This window comes from Allobosea sp. 01N443 (assembly GCF_056399325.1).
The window spans coordinates 1-19,602 of the sequence record NZ_JBFTRC010000053.1 but is presented as its reverse complement, the minus strand read 5'-3'; the positions used below and the strand labels follow the sequence as shown (position 1 = coordinate 19,602).

Annotated in this window: 24 protein-coding genes, 1 tRNA gene and 2 pseudogenes; 18 read left to right on the top strand and 9 right to left on the bottom strand. The window is 62.9% G+C overall.

The genetic code is table 11. The features are described from left to right. Positions 1–75 precede the first annotated feature (75 nt). Positions 76–633, top strand: a complete 558-nt coding sequence (locus AC1DRP_RS15390; protein WP_476768900.1) for an HNH endonuclease — start codon at positions 76–78, stop codon at positions 631–633. Positions 634–648: 15 nt separating this feature from the next. Here the strand turns inward: AC1DRP_RS15390 and AC1DRP_RS15385 are convergent, their stop codons facing one another. Next, complete coding sequence (locus tag AC1DRP_RS15385) at positions 649–1,173, bottom strand: disulfide bond formation protein B (RefSeq protein ID WP_441505701.1); 525 nt, start codon at positions 1,171–1,173, stop codon at positions 649–651. Between the two features lie 4 nt (positions 1,174–1,177). Continuing rightward, positions 1,178–1,768 (bottom strand): YqaA family protein, encoded by a 591-nt coding sequence (locus AC1DRP_RS15380; protein WP_441505702.1) that lies wholly within the window; start codon positions 1,766–1,768, stop codon positions 1,178–1,180. A gap of 304 nt (positions 1,769–2,072) precedes the next feature. Between AC1DRP_RS15380 and AC1DRP_RS15375 the strand changes: the two genes are divergently transcribed. From AC1DRP_RS15375 to istB, 9 genes are all read left to right on the top strand, one after another. Beyond that, positions 2,073–2,157 (top strand) — tRNA-Leu (locus AC1DRP_RS15375). Between the two features lie 164 nt (positions 2,158–2,321). Next, positions 2,322–3,536 carry a tyrosine-type recombinase/integrase gene (locus tag AC1DRP_RS15370; RefSeq protein ID WP_476768899.1) on the top strand — a complete coding sequence of 405 codons (1,215 nt, stop codon included), beginning with the start codon at positions 2,322–2,324 and terminating at the stop codon, positions 3,534–3,536. Further along, the gene (locus tag AC1DRP_RS15365; protein ID WP_476768898.1) at positions 3,470–3,880 is read left to right on the top strand and encodes a helix-turn-helix domain-containing protein; all 411 of its coding nucleotides are present in this window, start codon (positions 3,470–3,472) and stop codon (positions 3,878–3,880) included. The genes AC1DRP_RS15370 and AC1DRP_RS15365 overlap by 67 nt, the downstream gene beginning before the upstream one ends. A gap of 70 nt (positions 3,881–3,950) precedes the next feature. After that, positions 3,951–4,133 (top strand): hypothetical protein, encoded by a 183-nt coding sequence (locus AC1DRP_RS15360; protein ID WP_476768897.1) that lies wholly within the window; start codon positions 3,951–3,953, stop codon positions 4,131–4,133. Positions 4,134–4,171: 38 nt separating this feature from the next. Further along, entirely contained in the window at positions 4,172–4,648 is a 477-nt protein-coding gene (locus AC1DRP_RS15355; RefSeq protein WP_476768896.1) for a hypothetical protein, read from the top strand. A 425-nt stretch (positions 4,649–5,073) separates the two neighbouring features. Then, positions 5,074–5,235, top strand: a complete 162-nt coding sequence (locus AC1DRP_RS15350; protein WP_476768895.1) for a hypothetical protein — start codon at positions 5,074–5,076, stop codon at positions 5,233–5,235. A gap of 415 nt (positions 5,236–5,650) precedes the next feature. Next, on the top strand, positions 5,651–5,818 hold the full coding sequence (locus AC1DRP_RS15345; protein WP_476768894.1) for a hypothetical protein: 168 nt from the start codon (positions 5,651–5,653) through the stop codon (positions 5,816–5,818). 574 nt (positions 5,819–6,392) lie between these two features. Then, the gene (gene istA / locus AC1DRP_RS15340; RefSeq protein WP_476768893.1) at positions 6,393–7,931 is read left to right on the top strand and encodes an IS21 family transposase; all 1,539 of its coding nucleotides are present in this window, start codon (positions 6,393–6,395) and stop codon (positions 7,929–7,931) included. 17 nt (positions 7,932–7,948) lie between these two features. Then, entirely contained in the window at positions 7,949–8,701 is a 753-nt protein-coding gene (gene istB / locus AC1DRP_RS15335) for an IS21-like element helper ATPase IstB (RefSeq protein ID WP_476768892.1), read from the top strand. A gap of 296 nt (positions 8,702–8,997) precedes the next feature. On the opposite strand, the gene AC1DRP_RS15330 is transcribed toward istB, so the two are convergent. Beyond that, on the bottom strand, positions 8,998–9,354 hold the full coding sequence (locus AC1DRP_RS15330; protein ID WP_476768891.1) for a hypothetical protein: 357 nt from the start codon (positions 9,352–9,354) through the stop codon (positions 8,998–9,000). 4 nt (positions 9,355–9,358) lie between these two features. After that, entirely contained in the window at positions 9,359–9,658 is a 300-nt protein-coding gene (locus tag AC1DRP_RS15325; protein WP_476768890.1) for a hypothetical protein, read from the bottom strand. Between the two features lie 1,138 nt (positions 9,659–10,796). Between AC1DRP_RS15325 and AC1DRP_RS15320 the strand changes: the two genes are divergently transcribed. Beyond that, positions 10,797–11,018 carry a hypothetical protein gene (locus AC1DRP_RS15320; protein WP_476768889.1) on the top strand — a complete coding sequence of 74 codons (222 nt, stop codon included), beginning with the start codon at positions 10,797–10,799 and terminating at the stop codon, positions 11,016–11,018. 260 nt (positions 11,019–11,278) lie between these two features. Here AC1DRP_RS15320 and AC1DRP_RS15315 read toward each other — a convergent pair whose 3' ends face one another. Both AC1DRP_RS15315 and AC1DRP_RS15310 read right to left on the bottom strand, forming a co-directional pair. Continuing rightward, positions 11,279–11,617, bottom strand: a complete 339-nt coding sequence (locus AC1DRP_RS15315) for a hypothetical protein (RefSeq protein WP_476768888.1) — start codon at positions 11,615–11,617, stop codon at positions 11,279–11,281. After that, entirely contained in the window at positions 11,610–11,849 is a 240-nt protein-coding gene (locus AC1DRP_RS15310) for a hypothetical protein (protein WP_476768887.1), read from the bottom strand. The genes AC1DRP_RS15315 and AC1DRP_RS15310 overlap by 8 nt, the downstream gene beginning before the upstream one ends. 209 nt (positions 11,850–12,058) lie before the next feature. Here AC1DRP_RS15310 and AC1DRP_RS15305 point away from each other — a divergent pair, with 209 nt between their 5' ends. The 4 genes and pseudogenes from AC1DRP_RS15305 (at position 12,059) to AC1DRP_RS15290 (ending at position 15,887) form a co-directional block, all read left to right on the top strand. Next, positions 12,059–12,928 (top strand): site-specific integrase, encoded by an 870-nt coding sequence (locus AC1DRP_RS15305; RefSeq protein WP_476768886.1) that lies wholly within the window; start codon positions 12,059–12,061, stop codon positions 12,926–12,928. A gap of 9 nt (positions 12,929–12,937) precedes the next feature. Next, a complete protein-coding gene (locus AC1DRP_RS15300) occupies positions 12,938–14,119 on the top strand; it encodes an IS91 family transposase (RefSeq protein ID WP_476768885.1) in 1,182 nt (393 codons plus the stop codon). A gap of 454 nt (positions 14,120–14,573) precedes the next feature. Next, positions 14,574–15,106 (top strand): annotated as a pseudogene (locus tag AC1DRP_RS15295) (IS5 family transposase); the annotation flags it as partial. A 394-nt stretch (positions 15,107–15,500) separates the two neighbouring features. Next, a complete protein-coding gene (locus AC1DRP_RS15290; RefSeq protein WP_476768884.1) occupies positions 15,501–15,887 on the top strand; it encodes a hypothetical protein in 387 nt (128 codons plus the stop codon). Positions 15,888–15,941: 54 nt separating this feature from the next. On the opposite strand, the gene AC1DRP_RS15285 is transcribed toward AC1DRP_RS15290, so the two are convergent. Next, the gene (locus tag AC1DRP_RS15285) at positions 15,942–16,088 is read right to left on the bottom strand and encodes a hypothetical protein (protein WP_476768909.1); all 147 of its coding nucleotides are present in this window, start codon (positions 16,086–16,088) and stop codon (positions 15,942–15,944) included. Positions 16,089–16,158: 70 nt separating this feature from the next. Here AC1DRP_RS15285 and AC1DRP_RS15280 point away from each other — a divergent pair, with 70 nt between their 5' ends. The 3 genes from AC1DRP_RS15280 to AC1DRP_RS15270 all read left to right on the top strand — a co-directional run bounded on the left by AC1DRP_RS15280 (position 16,159) and on the right by AC1DRP_RS15270 (position 17,950). Beyond that, a complete protein-coding gene (locus tag AC1DRP_RS15280; RefSeq protein ID WP_476768883.1) occupies positions 16,159–16,425 on the top strand; it encodes a hypothetical protein in 267 nt (88 codons plus the stop codon). Between the two features lie 38 nt (positions 16,426–16,463). Continuing rightward, positions 16,464–16,673 (top strand): hypothetical protein, encoded by a 210-nt coding sequence (locus AC1DRP_RS15275; protein WP_476768882.1) that lies wholly within the window; start codon positions 16,464–16,466, stop codon positions 16,671–16,673. Between the two features lie 653 nt (positions 16,674–17,326). Next, a complete protein-coding gene (locus AC1DRP_RS15270; protein ID WP_476768881.1) occupies positions 17,327–17,950 on the top strand; it encodes a helix-turn-helix transcriptional regulator in 624 nt (207 codons plus the stop codon). A gap of 447 nt (positions 17,951–18,397) precedes the next feature. On the opposite strand, the gene AC1DRP_RS15265 is transcribed toward AC1DRP_RS15270, so the two are convergent. Both AC1DRP_RS15265 and AC1DRP_RS15260 read right to left on the bottom strand, forming a co-directional pair. Next, positions 18,398–18,934: a CinA family protein gene (locus AC1DRP_RS15265; RefSeq protein WP_476768880.1), complete on the bottom strand. Its 537-nt coding sequence runs from the start codon at positions 18,932–18,934 to the stop codon at positions 18,398–18,400. A 147-nt stretch (positions 18,935–19,081) separates the two neighbouring features. Beyond that, positions 19,082–19,292, bottom strand: a pseudogene (locus AC1DRP_RS15260) (cold-shock protein). Between the last annotated feature and the right edge of the window lie 310 nt (positions 19,293–19,602).

Below are 19,602 nucleotides of genomic sequence, written 5' to 3'. Positions count from 1 at the left end.
CGYGTACATTGAGCTGTGAGCAGGATTCGTCCTGCTTCGATCAGCGGAGGTGCGACGGGTTTGACGGCGCATGTGATGCATCCGATGGCCTCTCCGGATGGCTGTCCGGCTCTGGTGCTCAATGCCGATTTTCGGCCGCTGAGCTACTACCCTCTCTCGCTCTGGAGCTGGCAGGACGCCATCAAGGCAGTCTTCATGGACCGGGTGAACATCGTCTCGGAATACGACACGATCGTGCACAGCCCGAGCTTCAACAWGAAGCTCCCGTCGGTCGTCTCGCTGAAGACCTATATCAAGCCGTCCCGCACCCCCGCCTTCACCCGCTTCAACGTCTTCCTGCGCGACCGCTTCTCCTGCCAGTACTGCGGCACGCGCGACGAACTCACCTTCGACCATGTCGTGCCGCGCTCGAAGGGCGGCCTGACGACCTGGGACAATGTGGTCGCGGCCTGCTCGCCCTGCAATCTGCGCAAGGGCGACAAGATGCCGACCGTCGTCGGCATGTTGCCTCTGCAAAGGCCCTTCGCGCCGACGGTCAACGACCTGCACCGCAACGGCAAGCTCTTCCCGCCGAACTACCTGCACGAAAGCTGGCTCGACTATCTCTACTGGGATTCCGAACTCGAACCCTGAGATGCTCGGTGCGGATTATCCGCCTTGTTTCGAGGCCTTGATCAGGCCCAGCAGGGCCAGGGCGGCAAGCCCCAGCGAAGCCAGAGCATTCCAGCCCGCCAGGGACAATCCGAGAAACCGCCACGCTGCTTCGCCACAGGACACCACACGCGTGGTCTGAAGCTGCTTCATGAAATCCTGGACGCCTGCGGCAGCCGCCGGGGCACCGCCGCCGCAATCATTCGGCCCGAGGAACCAGCCCCATTCCACACCGGAATGATAGGCGCCGAGCCCGGCGCTCCAGAGCATCAGCACGGCGAAGCCCGCGAGCACCGCCATTTGCAAGGCACGCGAACGAGCGACCACCAGCGCCGCGACGGCAAGCGCCATGGCGGCGTAATGCGGAATGCGCTGCTCGAGGCAGAGCTTGCAGGGCACGAGATGCCAGACGAGCTGCGACCACCATGCTCCGGCGATCAGGGCCGTCGAACCGAGACCGAGGAGCAGGATCAACCGCATCGGGCGCATCAGCATGTCGAGCCGGGAATCGCTGCCGGGCATTGCATCATACCGCCGGGAACAGATGTTTGAAGGCGAAGAAGCCGCCCACGATCCCAACGACCAGGACGATCATCGCCGTGGTGAAATGCTCGTCGAGAATGCGCCGGATCGGGCCGCCGAACCGATTGAGCAACCCGGCCAGAAGATAGAACCGGGCCCCGCGCGTGATGATCGAGAGCACGACAAACCAGAGCAGATCGTATCCGGCAAAGCCCGATGTGATCGTCACCAGCTTGTAGGGAATCGGCGTCAGCCCCTTCAGCAGGATGATCCAGGCACCATACTGCGCATAGGCCGCCCGAAAGGCCTCGACCCCGTCGCCATGGCCGTAGAGCTTGATGATCCACTGACCGAGCGAATCATAAAGCAACGCACCGATCGCGTAACCGAGCAGTCCCCCGAGCACCGAGGTCACTGTGCAGATCCCGGCATAGAACCAGGCTTTCTGGGGCCTGGCGAGCGCCATCGGCACCAGCATCACGTCGGGCGGAATCGGGAAGAAGGAACTTTCCGCGAAGGAGACGGCACCCAGCGCATAGGGTGCGCGCGGGCTGGCGGCGAGCGCCATGGTCCATTCATAGAGGCGTCGAAACATGCTCATGCACCGGTGCGCGCCGCCCGATGAGGGCCGACATGCGGCTGTTCAGTCCTCAGGAGCGGGCGATAGCCGTTCCGCGCGCCTGAGCGAGCAAAGACCATCTTCCGGCGAGCGTTGCCTACCCACCGGGCTGGCTTCGCTATCGAGGCTGTCTAGCCCCGATGGCGTCAGGCTGTCCATCATTCACAGCTCTGCACAATGCCTGCTCACGATCCGTTGACCGCGCGCGCGCCATCGCTATAGTCCGCCGGCCCGTTGAGGGCATGTACCGCGGTCGAAGGACCGGCGGCCTCATGCTTGGGCCCCTGTGGCGGAATTGGTAGACGCGCTCGACTCAAAATCGAGTTCCGCAAGGAGTGCTGGTTCGATCCCGGCCAGGGGCACCACATCGCCGTTCGCCAGCGTACGCTGGCGTGCGATGCTCTCTTAAAACACCCATGATTGCTTGGCTTTGCGTTCGTCGGCGTGCGTCCTCATGCGTTGACAGTCGCGAAAATTGTTGGCCCTCTGGAGCGCATAGGCCAACAGGCCGGATTTCTCGGGCCAACAAATGCCACTGACGGATGTAGCTATCAGAAGCGCCAAACCCCGCGAGAGCACCGTGAAGCTCTCGGATGGTGGCGGCTTGCAGTTGTGGATAGAGCCGCGTGGCGCAAAGCTCTGGCGCCTCGCATATCGTTTCGATGGGAAACAGAAGAAGCTCGCGATCGGCCCCTATCCGGCTGTGGATCTGCGCTCGGCCCGCGCCAAGCGGGAGGAGGCAAAGACGCTTCTCCGCGAAGGTAAAGACCCTGGCGCCATCAAGCGCCTGGAGAAGCTGACTGGCAAAGCCAACCGCGAAACAACCTTTGCGGTGGTCGCTACCGAGCTGGAGCAGCAGAAGAAAGCGAGCGGCAAGGCGCAGACGACTGTCGAGAAGTTTGCATGGCACATAAGCCTTGCGGCGCCCGACATCGGGAAGCGCCCAATTGCAGAAATCAGCGCCGCCGAGGTGCTGTCGGTCCTGCGCAAGGTCGAAGCACGTGGGCGGCTAGAGACGGCTCGACGGCTGCGCTCGATCATCGGCCAAGTTTTCCGTTATGCCATCGCGACACAGCGCGCGAAGGATGATCCGACCTTTGCGCTGCGAAGCGCGCTCACGCCGCCCATAGTCAAGAGCCAGGCTGCCCTGACCGAGAACAAGTCATTCGGTGCTCTACTGCGGGCGGTCGATGGTTATGAAGGTTCGCGCCTGACGACATACGCCCTTCAGCTCATGGCGCTCCTGTTTCCTCGTCCGGGTGAGTTGAGGCTCGCTGAGTGGTCGGAGTTCGATTTTACCCGGGCAGTTTGGACGGTTCCAGCGGGGCGAATGAAGATGAGGCGCCCTCATGTCATTCCCCTTCCTACACAAGCCCTGGCTGTCCTAACTGAGGCGCGCCGGATATCGGGCAACGGCATCTTTGTGTTTCCGTCGATCCGATCGGTCGATAGGGCGATGTCGGAGAACACATTGAATGCTGCCCTGCGGCGGTTGGGTTACTCGAAGGACGAGCACACGGCGCACGGTTTTCGAGCGTCGGCCTCCACACTCCTAAACGAAAGCGGGCTCTGGTCAGCCGATGCCGTCGAGCGCGCGCTCGCGCATGAGGAAGTGGACAAGAGCCGACGCGCCTATGCGCGCGGCCAATATTGGGACGAGCGGGTCCGCATGGCCCAATGGTGGGCGGACCACGTCGATGCTCTTCGGGGCGTCGGCCAAATCCATCGCCTCCATCGCGCCTAGCGAGCTACGCGTCTGAGGGCGGGTGGAAAATAGCGATAGCGAACAAAACAAGTACATTATTGCTGGGGAGCAGGTTTCGTGCGAACGTCAGCAAGTTCACAGGCATAACCTCAGGTGACGTAGCTATGCAATTTAAAAGGCTACTCAGTATCGACCAGACCCAGGATTACTTGGGCTTGGGCAAGACGCGCATCTATCAGCTTATCGCTCAGCACCAATTGCAGGTGATAAAGGCCGGTCGACGCACGCTTGTCTCTCAGGCAGAGCTAGAGCGTTATGTTTCGACACTCCCGCGCGCTGGCCGCTCCGATGATGAAAGCGGGAGCAGCCAGCCCAAAAAATGAAAAGCTCGGCTAAGCGCGCCAACGCCTAGCCGAGCCGAATTTGAAAACCTCCCCCAAAGGAAATTTTCAGATGGAAAGCTACACCTCGCGGCCCTTGCGCCGCAAGAGCGCTACCGGCATGAGCGCACCTGCGTCCCGGCAAGATCGCACCGACGCCGATGATGTCGCCAGGGCGCAGGGCATCAGCATCGGCATCCTGGCCCTCGAGCTGGGGCGCCTGTCGCTCTCGTCTGAGGGAGGCGACACCGCATGAGCCGCCGGTCCCGGCCTTCGATCCAGGAACCATTCGTCATGCTCGCTCAGAGCCTTTTGGCTTCGCCAGCATGGCGGGAGGTTTCATCCGACGCTCGCCTCGTCCTCGATCGGCTGATGCTCGAGCATATGGCTCACGGCGGGCACACTGCCGACAAGCTGAAGTGCACCTACGCGAATTTTTGCGAGCATGGCATCCGTGGCCGCTCGATCGCGCCCGCCATCCGCGAATGCGAAGCGGTGGGGCTGCTGATCACCACAGAGAAGGGCCGCCATTCGATCTCGACATTGCGCCGGCCTTCGACCTATCGGCTCACCTTCCTCAAGGGGCGTTGGTCAGATGGACGGCAGATGGACCCGACCGATGAGTGGCGCACGGTCAAAACCTGCGAGGAGGCCCGTCGTTTAATAGCGGCGGGTAGAGACCAAAAATCGGCCGCCCATGTTCGTAGGGCACTTGCCGCAGTAAGAGGGCCACCGCCACCGCGACCGGGAGGGCCGACCACTACGGCGTGAGGCCAAAAATCAGGCCAAGCGGCTCTTGCGAGGAGGCACCCAAGGGCCGCCCGCTGCTGGAAGCCGGGCCAGGGACAGGACAGGGCAGTTTCAGGGTGGCTCTGGTGTTCTCTTAATACGCCCCTTAGACCGAAATATATACAGTAGGGGCACGGGCGCCCCTAGCGCAGTAGGGGCACGGGCGCCCCTAGCGAATGACCTCGGTTAGGGGCAGATCCGCCCCTTATGTAGGGGCAAATACGCCGCTGGCTTTTACAGTTCAAATGGCGATGGAGACGGCCTGCCGGCCTTGTTGCCCACGAACTGACGTGATGCAGGGCAACAGCGCGAGGGCGTCCGTCCCCGTGTACGGCTACGGAAATGGCTGCGCAGGGCGTTCTGGAAGCCGACCTCCCTTAATCGCCATCAAAGGCGGGGAAAGCTGCATGACCGCCCGCACGGCCTCCAACCTCCTCGCCGTGCACGGCACACTCTGCCTCGGCGGCTGGGCATATGGAGGCCCGACAGTTCTCCTCCCCATCGGCCTCCTGGTCATTGCGGTCACCGTCGCGATGTTCCGCATCTGCAAACTGGATGAAGGTGAGTAATGGTGAACCGTCGAGACATCCAGGACACCCGAGCCTCCCGTCCAACTGGCGGCCCTTGATGCCGCGGGTAAGGCGCTGCAGGGGATGCAGGCCGGCGTCGATCGGCAGGTGGATGACCTCCGGCAGGAGCGCGACGGATGGCGCTCGCAGGCTGAGACGGCGACGAGGCTTCTCACGGATCAGCGGCCCGCAAGGTCCTGGTGGAAGCGGTTGGCGGGATAGGACGGGCCCCTGCACGGATCAACTTAGTGTCCCTGACGACACCAAGTTCTCCTCGGCATCGCGGACGAGGCGAGCCTCGTGGATGGCATGAGCGGTGAGGCCGATGTCCTTGTGGCGACCAGCCCCCACGCTTCGGCCATGCTAATCTCGGCTGTTGAGAGGGAGGATACGATGCAGATCGACCCGAAAGTGCTTGATTGAGGGCCTGAAAGAGGGCCTGCAGGACGACATCTATGATTTGGCCTATGCGCTGATGAAGGCGATCGACCCTGATAAGGAGGGCGAGCAGCTTCCTGTCGAGACTGAGGCGGCTATTGAGGGGGTACTCGCCCGGTTTTTTGGGCTTCTAAGTATCTCATGACGCTTTCGACCCATTGCGGGCTGGCCTCCTGGCGCACGTTGCTCATCATGAAGGACTTGCGGTCGCCGCCACCGTTCCCGATCGGGATGCCTGCCTCGCGGCGGGCGTTGTAAAAGTCTGACCACATCAGATCCTGAGGCCCGGCTACTCTCACCGATTGAGATGAGGAGATGGTGCAAGGACGAACAAGCCTGAGATGTCTGCCGGGATCGGCGAGCGGTCTGCGGATTATGACCCGAGCATCGAGGCCCTGATGGAGCATGTCTATGAGTTTGCCGGGGAGGCTGACGCCGAGCACGTCGCCCTGGGCAATTGGGTTCAGCCTGAGATAGAGCCTCAATTCACTGTGATCCGAACCGCCTTGCGCGCAATTCTCGATATCGCATCACGCGGTCGATAAGGTGCGGATTCCGATTGAAGCGGGCGGGGTATTCCGAAGCGAAGCCGGCAGGGCATTCCGATTTGAAGCCGGCATGTGATTCCGAGATGAAGCCGGCACCCTGAAGGGGGTGTTGGAGGCCTGGGTCAGCCACTCTGGCAGACGTTTTCCGTATCGACCGAGACGGAGACCGTGATGCCTGCGAAGAGGAAGCTGACCATGAGRCAACTGCGGCAGATGCTGCGTTTGGCTGAGGAAGATYTGAGCCCCGGCGAGATCGGGCGTCGTCTTGGTGTGGCGCGCAGTACCGTGCAGGGGAACYTGGCRCGAGCCCGGGAAGCCGGCCTGTCCTGGCCGCTGCCGGCGGAGCTGAGCGATGATGCGCTGGCAGGCCGGTTGTTCGCGCGATCCGGTGCTCTTTCGGGGGCGCGTCGCCGCCCCGAGCCGAACTGGGGCGACCTCGTCGTCGAGCTGAAGAAGCCCGGCGTGACGATGGCGATCCTGTGGGAGGAGTATCGCGGCGTCCATCCGCAGGGCTACGGCTATAGCCGTTTCTGTGACCTCCTGCGCGGCTTCCAGCGTCGGCTGTCGCCGACCATGCGTCAGGAGCACGTCGCCGGCGACAAGGTCTTCGTCGATTATTCCGGCAAGAAKCTCGGCATCGTCGATGCCCGGACCGGCGTCATCCGGGAGGCCGAGATTTTCGTCGGCGTGCTTGGCGCCTCGAACTTCACCTTCGCCGAGGCAAGTTGGACCCAGGCCCTGCCGGACTGGATCGGCTCGCATGTGCGGATGTTSCGGTTTTTCGGCGGCGTCCCCCGCCTGATCGTGCCGGACAACCTGAAGGCCGGCGTCAACAAGGCTTCGTTCTACGATCCGGATCTCAACCGCAGCTACGGCATGATGGCCTCGCATTACGGCGTCGGCGTACTGCCGGCCCGCGTCCGCAAACCGCGCGACAAGGCGAAGGTCGAGAACGGGGTCCGCTTCGCGCAAAGCGCCATCCTTGGACGCTTGCGCAACCAGACCTTCTTCTCGCTGGCCGAGGCCAATGCCGCGATCCGCGACGCCGTCGACCGGATCAACGACCATGTCATCCGGCGCCTTGGCGTCACCCGCCGCCATCTGTTCGAGACCGTCGAGCGGCCGGCCCTGGCGGTACTGCCCGAGGATTACGAGTTCGCCGAGTGGCGCCTGGCCCGCGCCGGCGTCGATTACCACGTCGAGTATGACGGCTATTTCTACTCCGTCCCCCACGGCCTGATCCGCGAACAGGTCGATCTGCGGGCCACCAGCCGGACGATCGAGGTCTTCCATCGCGGCCAGCGCGTCGCCGCTCACCAGCGCCGCTATGGCGGACGCCGGCACGGTACCAACCCCGATCACATGCCGAGCTCTCACCGGCGCTACGCCGACTGGAGCCCTGAACGGCTTCGGCGCTGGGCGGCGACGGTGGGCCCGAGCACGGAGGGCCTGGTCATTGCCATCCTGGCCAACCGCCCGCATCCCGAACACGGCTTCAGAACCTGCCTCGGCGTACTGCGCCTGTTCCGCGACCTCAAGCCGTCCCAGGCCGAAGCCGTCTCCGCGCGCGCCCTCGAGATCGGCGCTTTCGCCTACCGCGCGGTTGCCGCCATCGCCGCCAGACAAGCCGCGGCACCAGCCAGGACCTCCACCGAACCCGCCGCCATCATCGAGCACAGCAATCTGCGCGGCCCCGGCTACTTCCACTGACACCAGGAGACATCATCATGTTGATCCATCCCACCATGACCTTGCTCGCCGGGCTCGGACTGCACGGCATGGCCAAGAGCTTCCAGGAGCTCCAGGCCCAGCCCGAAAGCCGCGCCCTCGAACATGCCGACTGGCTCGCCCTCCTGCTCGAACGCGAGAGCACCGCGCGCAGCCAAAAACGCTTCGAGAACCGCGCACGCACCGCCAGGCTGCGCCACAACGCCAGCATCGAGGATGTTGACTTCAAGGCGTCGCGCGGCCTCGACCGCGGGCTCTTCCTCAGCCTCGCCGGCGGCGACTGGATCCGTCAGCATCGCAGCTTGCTGATCACCGGGCCGGCCGGCGTCGGCAAGAGCTGGCTCGCCTGCGCCCTCGGGCAAAAGGCCTGCCGCGACGATGTCTCGGTCGCCTACCATCGCGCCCCGAGGCTCTTCACCACCCTGGCCCAGGCCCGTGACGAGGGCCGCTACGCCCGCCTGCTCAAGGCGCTCGCCAGGGTCGAACTCCTGATCATCGACGACTGGGGGCCGGAAAAACTCGACGATACCCAGCGACGCGATCTCCTCGAACTCACCGAGGATSGTTACGAGCGCCGCGCCACCATCATCACCAGCCAGATCCCCGTGGACCGCTGGTACGAGATTATCGGGAATCCCACGATCGCCGACGCCGTCATGGATCGTATTGCCCACAATGCCTACCGCATCGAACTCGCCGGCGAGAGCATGCGAAAACGCCAGTCGCAGAGCCCTCCAGCCACGATCGCTTGACCGTCAAATCCATCCACGACAATCATCACGAACGACCCAGGCAAATCACCTCGCACCTGCCGGCTTCAAATCGGAATGGGGTGCCGGAATGAAATCGGAACAGGGTGCCGAATTCATATCGGAATTGCCCGCCGAATTCGTCGGAATCCGCAATAAGGCGCTGGTCGAGGTTCCGCACGACGGTCGCGGCTGCGACGCGGCCATTCAGGGCTAGCTGGCAATGCCCAACCGATCAATGGCGCTCGACCAGGTCGGATCAACCTTAGCCAGGCCACATCACGTGGCCGTGGGTGTAGTCAGCGTGACTTGCTGTATTCCTGCCAAGCAACCAGAAATTCGCTCTCGAGCTCTTGATTGAATGTGGCTAGCGCTTTGGCTACGTCATGCCAGTCGGCGTCGTCGAGGCACAGTTCGTAGTTGTCCGTGAAATTGGCGACGGCTTCGTAAATTTCACTGCCGCTGCGCAGGCCTTTATTGGCTGGAAGATCGCGAGATACCCCACATTCTTGGAGCTTTTCTTTCGCGCTGCACGTAAATGTGCCTTTTTTGGTCTTATTTAGCCATATCCTTGTCGACCAAAATCCAAGAACATTGCCCTGAGTGATATTCAATATCTCAATTTTACTTTCCACAAACTTCTCCAATTTGCTCACGATATCAATTCCCGGCCCGGCCGCGTCTTTCACGGGCAAGCGAAAAATTCGCGAACAGCGCTGAGAACAATAAGACTACCCCGCCGAATGCGAAGCCGAAGGCGGCGATGAACATTAGGCCGCGCTTCGGGCCTTCGGCCCCAGCAATGAATGCTATCAAGGCGCATCCCAACAAGACGGTGCCTATCAACAAGCACACCAGCCGCCGTGCCTTCGACATAGGCTTAGGCGCATCCGGGTCGTTGTAGATGATCGGGCCGTCGGGGTCGTTGTCGTTGAGAAAGCGGGGTTCGGGGACTTTCATAGGCCGGGACCATGCGTGGCCGGCGCTCGCGGGTCGATATTAACCGCGGCCAATCCCTTGTCATTCTCAGCCAGGCTCTGCCTGGAAGCAGCTGAGGCGCCCTCCGGCTGTCGCTATGGGCGGGATGTGCGCTTTGCTTCAAGCCGCGCCAGGAGCCGGCACAGGCGGGAATTGAGCGTCGCCTCTATGGTCTCGATCCGCTCCCATCGCCAGCGCGAGCCGCCCGTGCGCCTCATCATGCAGCACTGAGGCGTTACGGATAGCCGAAATCCGGCCCTCTTGGCGTTGTTACAGATAAGCAACTTAATGCCCAGCAGGTTTTTCAATTATCTGTAACGCCAAGAACTCTTCGTCGCTATTTTGTTACAGATATCCGTAGCAACGCGCACGTCGGTCTCCTCCTACCCGTAACAACGAGCATCAGGGCTGCAGAACGGCCAGCACAAACAGAGAACGCTGACACTGCTAGTGCTAAAGCAGCGATTGTCCGTCGGATCGGTATTCGGGTAGCTGTAACCATGAAGCCCCCGGTTTTTTCTCTCCAGCCCGGCCATTGCACGCGCTGCTCGGTGGCGTTCCCGGCGGACGCCGCCCCCTTTATCGTCTCAGAAACGGTCGCCAGGGACTACCTCGATCCGTCTATCCCCCGCATCGGATGGATTGCGACGGTGAAAGCGTCCGTCCCCGTCTGCGACGCGTGCCTTACCAGTTGGGAACGCACCTGGTGCACGGCAGAGATGGTCTGCGAAGGATGCGGCGATCGCATGTTCGTTCCCCCTCGGGACAAGAGGGCGACCTGTTCCACTGCCTGTTGGCAACGCGCCCGGCGGGCGCGGATACAGCGCGAACGTCCTCCCCTGAAATGCAACGTGTGTGCGACGTTCTTCTTCCCAAAGCGTCGTGCCGACGCGAAGTACTGCTCCAATCTCTGCCGCCAGCTCGCCTACCGGCTGCGGCTCGGGTGACGAGGGCGRCAAGGCCAACTCTGCGGTTGATCAGCGTCGAGTGGACGTACCCGTCAGGATGCCCGGATCAGTGAGCATCTGCAGGATCTTGATCGTAGCGGCTGTTGATGCAGCCGGCGTTGAGGACGTCGCGAGGGAAGTTYGGCTGAACCCGTTAACAAGGAGGCCCTTGTATGGGTGTAATGCGCTTCATCATGCAGCACTGGCAGGAGCGCCAGCGGCAAGTCGATATCGAAGTWCTCTGGCCGGCATGTCTGCGTAACTCGCGCGACATTGACTGTGCCCGGCGTGCCTTCACGATCCACGCTCTGAACGACCCGGCATGGGCGGTGCTCGGCACCGTCGAGATCCTGCGCCAGGTCGCCCTGCTCCCGCCACCCGAGGATGCCCCGTGAAATGTGTTCGATCCGAGGCTCCCATGCCATCGAGCGGTAGAGGGCGATCTCAGTGAGCCGTCCGTCGCGGCGTTTCAGCAGCCCCGCTGAGGTCTGGCTTTCATCATGGTTGGTTTATCCGGTTCTACTGAAATTAATTGCACATAAGCGTGGGAAAAAACCCCGTAGCCACCAGCTCGGGAGCCATGGCGCTACGGGGTCTTCTGCACCCGGCCAACCCTGGGGAGGCCAACGCCGGGGAGCCATGGATCAGTGTAGGCCTATCTGCTGTTGCGGCTCCTGCCGTCGAAGCGTGTCAGGGAGAGGTCGTGCAGTGCCGAATGGTGATCCCGGTAGGTAGCCTGGTCAAGATGAGACAGGATTAGCCCTTCATACCCGCTCGGATGGACCTTTCCGGCCTTGATGCGGGCAGTAATGCTGTCGGCGTATTCGGCCCCCCTGCCCCGGCAACGCTGGTCGTGCTCGGTCATGCCTTGTCCCTCCGGAAGAAGCGCGTGGCTGCGTCCGTCCGTGACGGCAACGACGAGGCCAAGGCTTTCCGTCGCCGAGAGGCTGGTCGGCGGCAGATGGGCGACCGCCGCGGCCCTGACCTCAATCAAGCGCCTGCGCCATCCTGGCGGCGCGGGCCTCGATGGCGTCATGTGCCTTGCGCATCGCCTCGAGGGCGGCCTCGGCCAACTCGGCGCGCTGCTCCAGAGAGGCGACCGCGTCCATTACCATGACCTGGGTGTCAACGAGGATGCCTGCGAGGTCGTTGATGTGCGCCTTCGCGGCCTCCACGGCAGCGGGCGTGGCTGGCGAGTTGGACAGTTCCACCGCTGGCGCGGACATGCGAGCGAGGGCTTCGGCAGCCTCGGAGAGGAGGCAACCGTGGCCCCATCGGAGCGTGAGGCAAGTTGGAGCAGTCGCTCCGGGAGATCAGCCTTGGTCGCCAGGATTGAACGAACCCGCTGACGCGGGAAAGCTGCGGGGTTTGTGACGGGAGGCTCCTGCTGGGAGGGTTTGGGTGTTGAAGCCACCCAGCCCAGCAGGAGCTCCCGATGACCGAAGCCAAGCCGATGAGCGCCCTTCGTCGCCGCATGATCGACGACATGACGCTTCGCAACCTGTCGCCGGCCACGCAGCGATCGTATCTGCACGCGGTGACGAAGTTCAGCCGTCATTTCGGCTGCCCGCCGGACCGGCTCGGGCTTGAGGATGTGCGCTCGTTCCAGGTGCATCTGGTCTCGCAGGGGATATCCTGGCCGGCGCTGAACCAGACGGTGTGCGCGTTGCGGTTCTTCTACGGCGTGACGCTGGACCGCGCCGAGATCCCCGAGCGGATCGTCTATGCGCGCACGCCGCGCAAGCTGCCGTCGATCCTGAGCGCCGATGAGGTCGTGCGCTTTCTGGAGGCGGTCCCGTCGCTGAAGACGCGGGTGGCGCTGACCACGGCCTATGCCGCGGGCTTGCGCGCCTCGGAGGCGGTGAGCCTGAAGGTGGCCGATATCGACAGCAGCCGGATGGTGCTGCAGGTCCGGCATGGCAAGGGCGCCAGGGACCGCACCGTGATGCTGTCGGCGGCGCTGCTGGCCATCCTGCGCAGCTACTGGCGCTTGGCGCGCCCGGCGCCATGGCTGTTCCCGGGCCGCAGCCCGGACAAGCCGATCGATGTCCAGGTGCTGCACGCCGCCTGCCGCTCGGCGGCGAAGGCGGCAGGGCTGACCAAGCGGGTCAGCGTCCACACGCTGCGCCACAGCTTCGCCACCCATCTTCTGGAGAGCGGAACCGATATCCGGATCATCCAGGTGCTGCTGGGCCATAGCAATCTGTCGACGACGGCGCGCTACACCCATGTGGCGACCTCGACGATCGCCAGGACGCAAAGCCCGCTGGACCGTCTCGACCTGGCCGTGACGCCGCCTGCCTGAGCGGCGGCCATGGCAGCCGATCTGGAGGTGGCGGATATCTTCCGCCGCCATGGAGCCGCCTACCGCCAGGAACGGCGTGGCCATCTCRGCCGCGTCGAGACGCGGGTCATGCGCGCCATCGAGCTGTGCCGGACGGCGGCGCTCGGCGGTCATCTCGAAGCCTGTGGCGACTGCAGCCATCGGCGCATCGCCTACAACAGCTGCCGCAACCGGCACTGCCCGAAGTGCCAGGGAGCGGCCCGGGAAGCCTGGCTCGCCGCGCGCGTGAAGGACCTTCTGCCCACGCCTTACTTCCATGTCGTGTTCACCGTGCCGGCCGCGATCGGGGCGATCGCCTTTCAGAACAAGGCCCTCGTCTATGGCATTCTGTTCGAGGCGGCGCTCTGGACCTTGAAGACCATCGCCGCCGATCCGCGGCATCTGGGCGGCGAGATCGGCGGAATCGCCATCCTGCACAGCTGGGGGCAGACCCTCTCCCATCATCCCCATATCCACTGCCTCGTTCCAGGCGGCGCATGGGCGCCGGACGGGCGATGGATCGCCTGCCGGCCGAGCTTCTTCCTGCCCATCCATGTTCTCTCGCGTCTGTTCCGTCGCCGCTTCCTCGAACGGCTTGCCCAGRCGCATGAGGCAGGCGAGCTCGCCTTCTTCGGCGACCTGGCCGCGCTCAATGGGTCCAAGGCGTTCGCSAGCGCGCTGGCCGGGCAGCGCAGGGTCAACTGGATCGTCTACGCCAAGCCGCCCTTCGGCTCGCCGGAGCATGTGCTGGCCTACCTTGGGCGGTACACTCATCGTGTCGCCATCGCCAACAACCGCCTGGTCGCCGCRGATGATGACGGCGTCGCCTTCCGCTGGCGCGACTATCGCCATGGCAACGCCGCCCGGACCATGAGGCTCGATCCCGCCGAGTTCATCCGCCGCTTCCTGCTGCACGCACTGCCCGACGGCTTCCACCGCATCCGCCACTTCGGCTTCCTCGCCAACGGCCACAGGCGCTCCAGGCTTGTCTTCATCCGCCAGGCCATCGCCGCAACCGCCAGCAGGCGCACCAGCGACCATGACGCCARCATCCAGGGGGCCGCCCGTCCATCGCGCCCGGCCTTCGATCCGGCGCTTTGCCCGTGCTGCGGCGGCGCCATGCGCGTCATCGCGACCCTCCCGCGCTGCCGGCCTTGCCCGGATACGTCATGACCAGAGGCCATCGGCATCGCAGWCCCGATCCTGTTGCCCTGCACRCCACTGCGTCGCGGCGAGCAATGCCCTGCGCCCGGCTCTGTCCCACAGCCATCAGGCGGATCATCGACGCTCCCGTCGCGCCCGCGCCCCCATGGCTCCCGGCCGCGCACTGCTCTGCCGCCGGCAGCGTCCGTCAGCCCGCTCCCATCAGGACTGCGATCGGTCCTGTCGGAGGCCCCTTGAGCAGCGGCCCCAAGGCACAAAACCCATAGGCCCTCGCGCCGGCGGCTTCGTTCAATCCGGCTTCAATGAGGTCGCGCGCCGCGCCTCGCTCCACGATCAGTGCCGCGCGACCTCACAGAACCCTCCAGATTCCCATGGGCGGTGATGCGTGATTCAAGGCTGTCTTTTGGAGGCAGCCATGGGTGTTCTGGACCGCCTGATTCTTCGGGACGATCAATGAGAGCGGATATCGCTCCATATCATCGGCGACGAGAGGACGCGCGGTTCGACTGGTCGCGACAATCGGATGTTCGTGGAAGCGGTCTTGTGGATCGTGCGAACGGGCTCGCCCTGGCGCGATCTGCCGGAGGTTTTCGGCGACTGGAACAGCGTATTCCGCCGCTTCAGCCGCTGGAGCCACAAGGGTGTCTGGTGGCGCATCTTCGCGGCGATGTCGGATGATCCGGACTTCGAGTATCTGATCGTCGATTCCACGATCATCCGCGCTCACCAGCACGCGTCGGGCGCTAAAAAGGGGGGCCTCAAGATCAGGCCCTTGGCCGTTCCCGCGGCGGCCTGAGCACCAAGATCCATATGGCCGTCAGAGGCCTGGGCTGCCCAGTGCGCTTCGTCCTGACCGCCGGCCAACGCGGTGATTGTCCGCAGGCTCACGCTCTGATCGAAGGATTGCCCGCAAAGCTCGTCATGGCCGACGCGGCAGGCTGGCGCTGCCACCCTCACAACTCCGGTGCGACACGGCCAAGTGCTCGCGCCTGTCCGACAGGATTGCGAGCGGACGCGACGAGTGTGAGTGAGAGGGCACGAGCTGGCCGATGATTGGAGGGCGCGACCGAACTCGCTGGTTCACTCCGGAGACTGCTTCGGCACGCTCCCAGGTGGGAGGACTGGGGTGGTCCCGGTGTCGGGGGCAGGTTTTTCGATCTCCTCGTCTCCGGATTTCGGCGGGGTGAGTAGGCCCTCGCAGCGCTCGAGATTGGGCGCGGGAGCGTTGCTGTCGGGTTCGCCCCGAGCGACGCCCCTGTTGTCATTTGAATCAGGATGGCTGTCCGGCCGTACCTGACATGGAGCCGAAGAGCTGGAGTTTGGGGCTCGATCCGGCATCTGGGCCATTGCGGGGAGGAGGGCCAGCATCTGCAACAGCAGTGCTGCCCTGATGACGGGCGCCCGCGAGGAGCCTGTTACGGGGCTGAAAGGTCGTGGCAGCCAACTCCAGCGGATTCAATTCGCTGCTGGCGAGGACCTGGCCGTCGACGCACTGTTCTTCCACTCCAAGGGGCAGGCGCGCCTCGAATTGGCGCGTGAGCTCGGCCTGGAGGCCGACCGCCGAAAGCCGTTGAAGACGGCGGGCTACGGCAAGACACGCATTCGGGGCCTTTATGTCGCCGGCGATGCCTCCGACCATGTGCAGTTCGCGATCGTGGCCGCGGGTGAGGGGGCGGCGGCCGCCTTCGCCATCAATACCGAGTTGCTCAAGGAAGATATCGCGGGTTCGCCCCGGCGCCGCCAAGCCGCTGCAGCGGACATGGCTTGCCAGGCCTGAAAACGGGTTTCTGCAAGGACCTGGATGCTCCCGATCTCGGTCGTGCCGCGAGCGTCAGTATCGCTGATCGCCGGTATGTGTGATCTCCCGTTGCTCGGAAACGACGATACCGCGGCAGAGCGCGACGAGCTCTGGATCGGTCAGCGTGGCCTGCTCGCACATAAGGATCGCGCCGGAATGAGGCGGGATCATCGAGCGCAGGAATTCGGCATTGCCGAGGCTATCTCGGCGAGAAGACTACGAAGCCCTGAATGAGGTCCCACTTCGCCAGATGAAAGATGGCGATTATCTACCGCCCACATATCAAGACTGGCTGACGCGGGCAGTAGCCCAGGCGATGGATCTGCTGGCCAGCGGTTGTTCGGCCCAGATCGTCAACCTGAGAATTGAAGACTACTTCGATTGGCTACACCAGCATTGCCTGCCCGATACGGCAGAGGCGCGGGCCCAATATCTCTCACATGTCGCCCACGAGGTCGGCTGTGAAGTGGAAAATATGTGCTGGCCGTGGCCGGTAAGGCCCAATGCAGCAGCGTAACGCTGAATGATCGAAGCGGAACGGGAGAAAATCACAAAATGATGCTGTCGGAAAATCTCAATTTCACCGTGACGAAGCTGAAGCAGATGATCATCAGTGGCGACGCCGGTGAGGGCGCGGTGGTTTACCTCGAAACAGATACAGAGACTACACTTGAACTTCTGATAGGTCCCGATGTCTTGGCCGCTTTAGAGGTGGTTCTCGTCAAAGCCGCCGCCGTTCACGCGAAGCATCACCCCGTTCAGTGAGCTCCTGATCCGTGCCGAGCGCTGAGACGCTGTCCGCCTATTGTTCGGCAAGTCGGCAAAACCTTTGAGATGTCTTCTAGCTGAGCGGAGATAAAGGCGCGGGCGAATCGTTCGCTCGGGAACCGGACCACCAACCCCGAATCATCGGCCCGATTGGGAACGACTTCATAGGGAATCTCCCACTCGTTCAGCCATCGGTCCATTCGCTCGAGTTGAGACAAAAAGTGGTGCCCCTTCAATGGAACCAGGACGTGATAGATCCAGCTCGCCTTCCCCTGCGCCCGGCTCACTAAAATGCCACGAGGTGAAACGTCGATCATTCGTCCCCCCAATTAACAGTCGTTACCGGGGCATCCGCAGCTATCCTACTCCCGCCAAGAATCGACTAGGGCGTGTTGCCAGATTTGAGTTCAGCGGGCGACGATACAGATGATCGCAGACCGCCGAGCCTCGCGCATTAACATTGTTAAATGTCTTCGCGCTGCCCGGTCCGCACTGTCGTCGCGAGCCGGAGGCCCGCACGCCTAGTCCATCGCGCCGGCAAGTCCGTCCAAACGGATGATGGTCGATGATTGAGAAACCTTTTCGCGGCTCTCACGTTGCAAGCCATCGGTCGCCAGCGCTCCCCGACCGAGGGAAGAGAGGTTTGATCTATGATCTCTGATCCGACACTTAGGAAAGCGACGGCTGTTCAGCAGGACGAACGATCCGACACGCGCGACAGCCAATCTCGCAGCGCCCTGGCTCTGAGCATGCTCGACCGCGTGGGTTGCGGCTATATCTTCCTCAAGGACCGCCGAACGATCGTCGAGGCTAACGCCACGGCCCGGCTTATCCTTGGCCGCGAGGCGCGCTCGGTTCATGATCTCGACCAGCTAACGTGCGCCTTCAAGCGATTGCTGGCGCGCGCGCCGAACCGCCCGGCACTTGGCCCACTAGCCTGGATCGTAATCTGGAATCAATACGACTCCCCTTTCGTTCTCAATCAGTCCACGGGCGACGTGCCAGACGGCACGAGCGTGGTCATGTTGCTCGATCTTGATGCACATCTCGAGCCCAGTCCCTTCATGCTTCGGCGCATGTTTGGACTGACCATGGCCGAGACTCGCCTTGCGCTGAAAATGGCGCGGGGCGAGGTGCCGTTGGATGTTGCCCGCAGCTCGCACCTCAGCCGATCCACCGTTCGCTCACAACTCTCCGCGCTCTTCGCTAAAACCCAGACGAAGCGCCAAGCGGAACTAGTCACATTGCTGACCCGGATCGCCGTCTTGCCGTGAGGACCGCCAGGCTTCTGGCTCGGGAAAAGTACTCCGCGCGCCCGCCTAAACGCAAAAAGCCCCCCTTTCGGAGCGACGGGCTAAGTTCAGGGAGGAAAGCCTGGAGGCAGCCGGTTCCACCGGTCAGGCGATCTGCGGCGGTCAGCCGCTCGAATTCAGAGGCGATGGGAACGTTGGCCGCCGTCGCGACAGCGCCGCACCCCGCGGATTACTCCATCGCCGACGGCCATGCCGCCGGGCGCAGGCTAAAGGCCCGCTGCCCCTTTCGGAGCAGCGGGGTCGAAACATACGGAGCAAGGGGCCCTCCGAAGAATTTCAGTCCGAGATCCGGCACGGGAAAACCAGCACACCAATGGCCGCTTTACGGCGGCGACTGTCCCGATCTCGGCACCAAGGCTTGGGTGGATTGCTCGCAGAGGGCCAAGGGAAGCGCTGGTGTCTGCGATTTTAGTGTTTCGGCTCAGCGATCAGATCGAGCGCAGTAAGCAACGCTGACTGAAGCGCGGCGTGCAGTAGAACATCTGGGCTCGATTTGCCGAACTCACAGTGGCGGTGCTTCACCGTTCCATCGGCCATGACGGCGGCTACGTGGACGCGTCCAATAGGGTTGCCGTCTTCATCAGGCTCAACCCCGGTCACGCCCGTCAGAGCGATGGCCAAGTCAGCACCGCTGCGCTCAATGGCGTTCACGGCCATCGCGCGAGCAATCGCTTCAGAAACCGCGCCAAATTCCGCAAGCAATTCCGGGTTGATCCCCAGCAGTCGCTCTTTCGCGAACTTGCGATAGACGACAAATCCACCGGTGAGCGAGTTCGCGGCGCCCTGCACGGAAGACAGAAGGTGCGCCAGCGAGCCTGCAGAGCAGGATTCAGCTGTAACGACCGTTTGGCCTCGGGCAGAGAGCTGCGAAATGAGAAGCTCAGCCAGAGCAGATGCGGGCGGAACTGACGAAGTTGGAAGTTCGTGCAAGAGGTCAAGTGACATTTCGATGCCTCGCCTCAATTCGGCCCGTGCGATGGCTGTTATCGTACTCCGAAAAGCGCGCCGTCCTTAGCCGCCAAATGCCAACCGGGTGGAGAAGAACAGCACCCTGAAAAACACTCGAATCCAGTTCCAGACTCGGAGGGTGCGTTATTCCGGCTTAAGGTTCTCGGCACAGGTTTTTCCCGAGCGTTGATCCGCGACCAGAGCTCGTAAGCGATTTTCTGTCCGTCGCGCAGCTCGCAATCCCGCACGCCCTAAGGCGCTGATATGAACGAACACATCGTGCCCGCCGTCATCAGGCTGGATAAAACCAAATCCCTTGGTGGCATTTGAACCACTTCACCGTTCCCGTCGCCATTGCGGTCCTCCGCAACCCTGAGCCCAAAAAGGGCCCGCGGCGGCCTCCACAGCGGGCCCCGTCAGGGGCATGAGCAGTCTGGCGGAGGAACGCGCATGGAAATGCAGGGATCCGCAAAAACGTAAAAAGGGCCACACGCTTTCTGTCGAACGGCGCGCAATGTTGCCCCCCGATCGGCGTCCAATATTGGCTCTGACTCACTTTTGATGGAATTCTGGATTCGGTTGGCGTTGATTTCACATGAGGAATCAATGCCATGCGCCAAGCCCTCCGGCCGTCGACCCTGGTTCCACGCAGCTTCGTTGTGAAC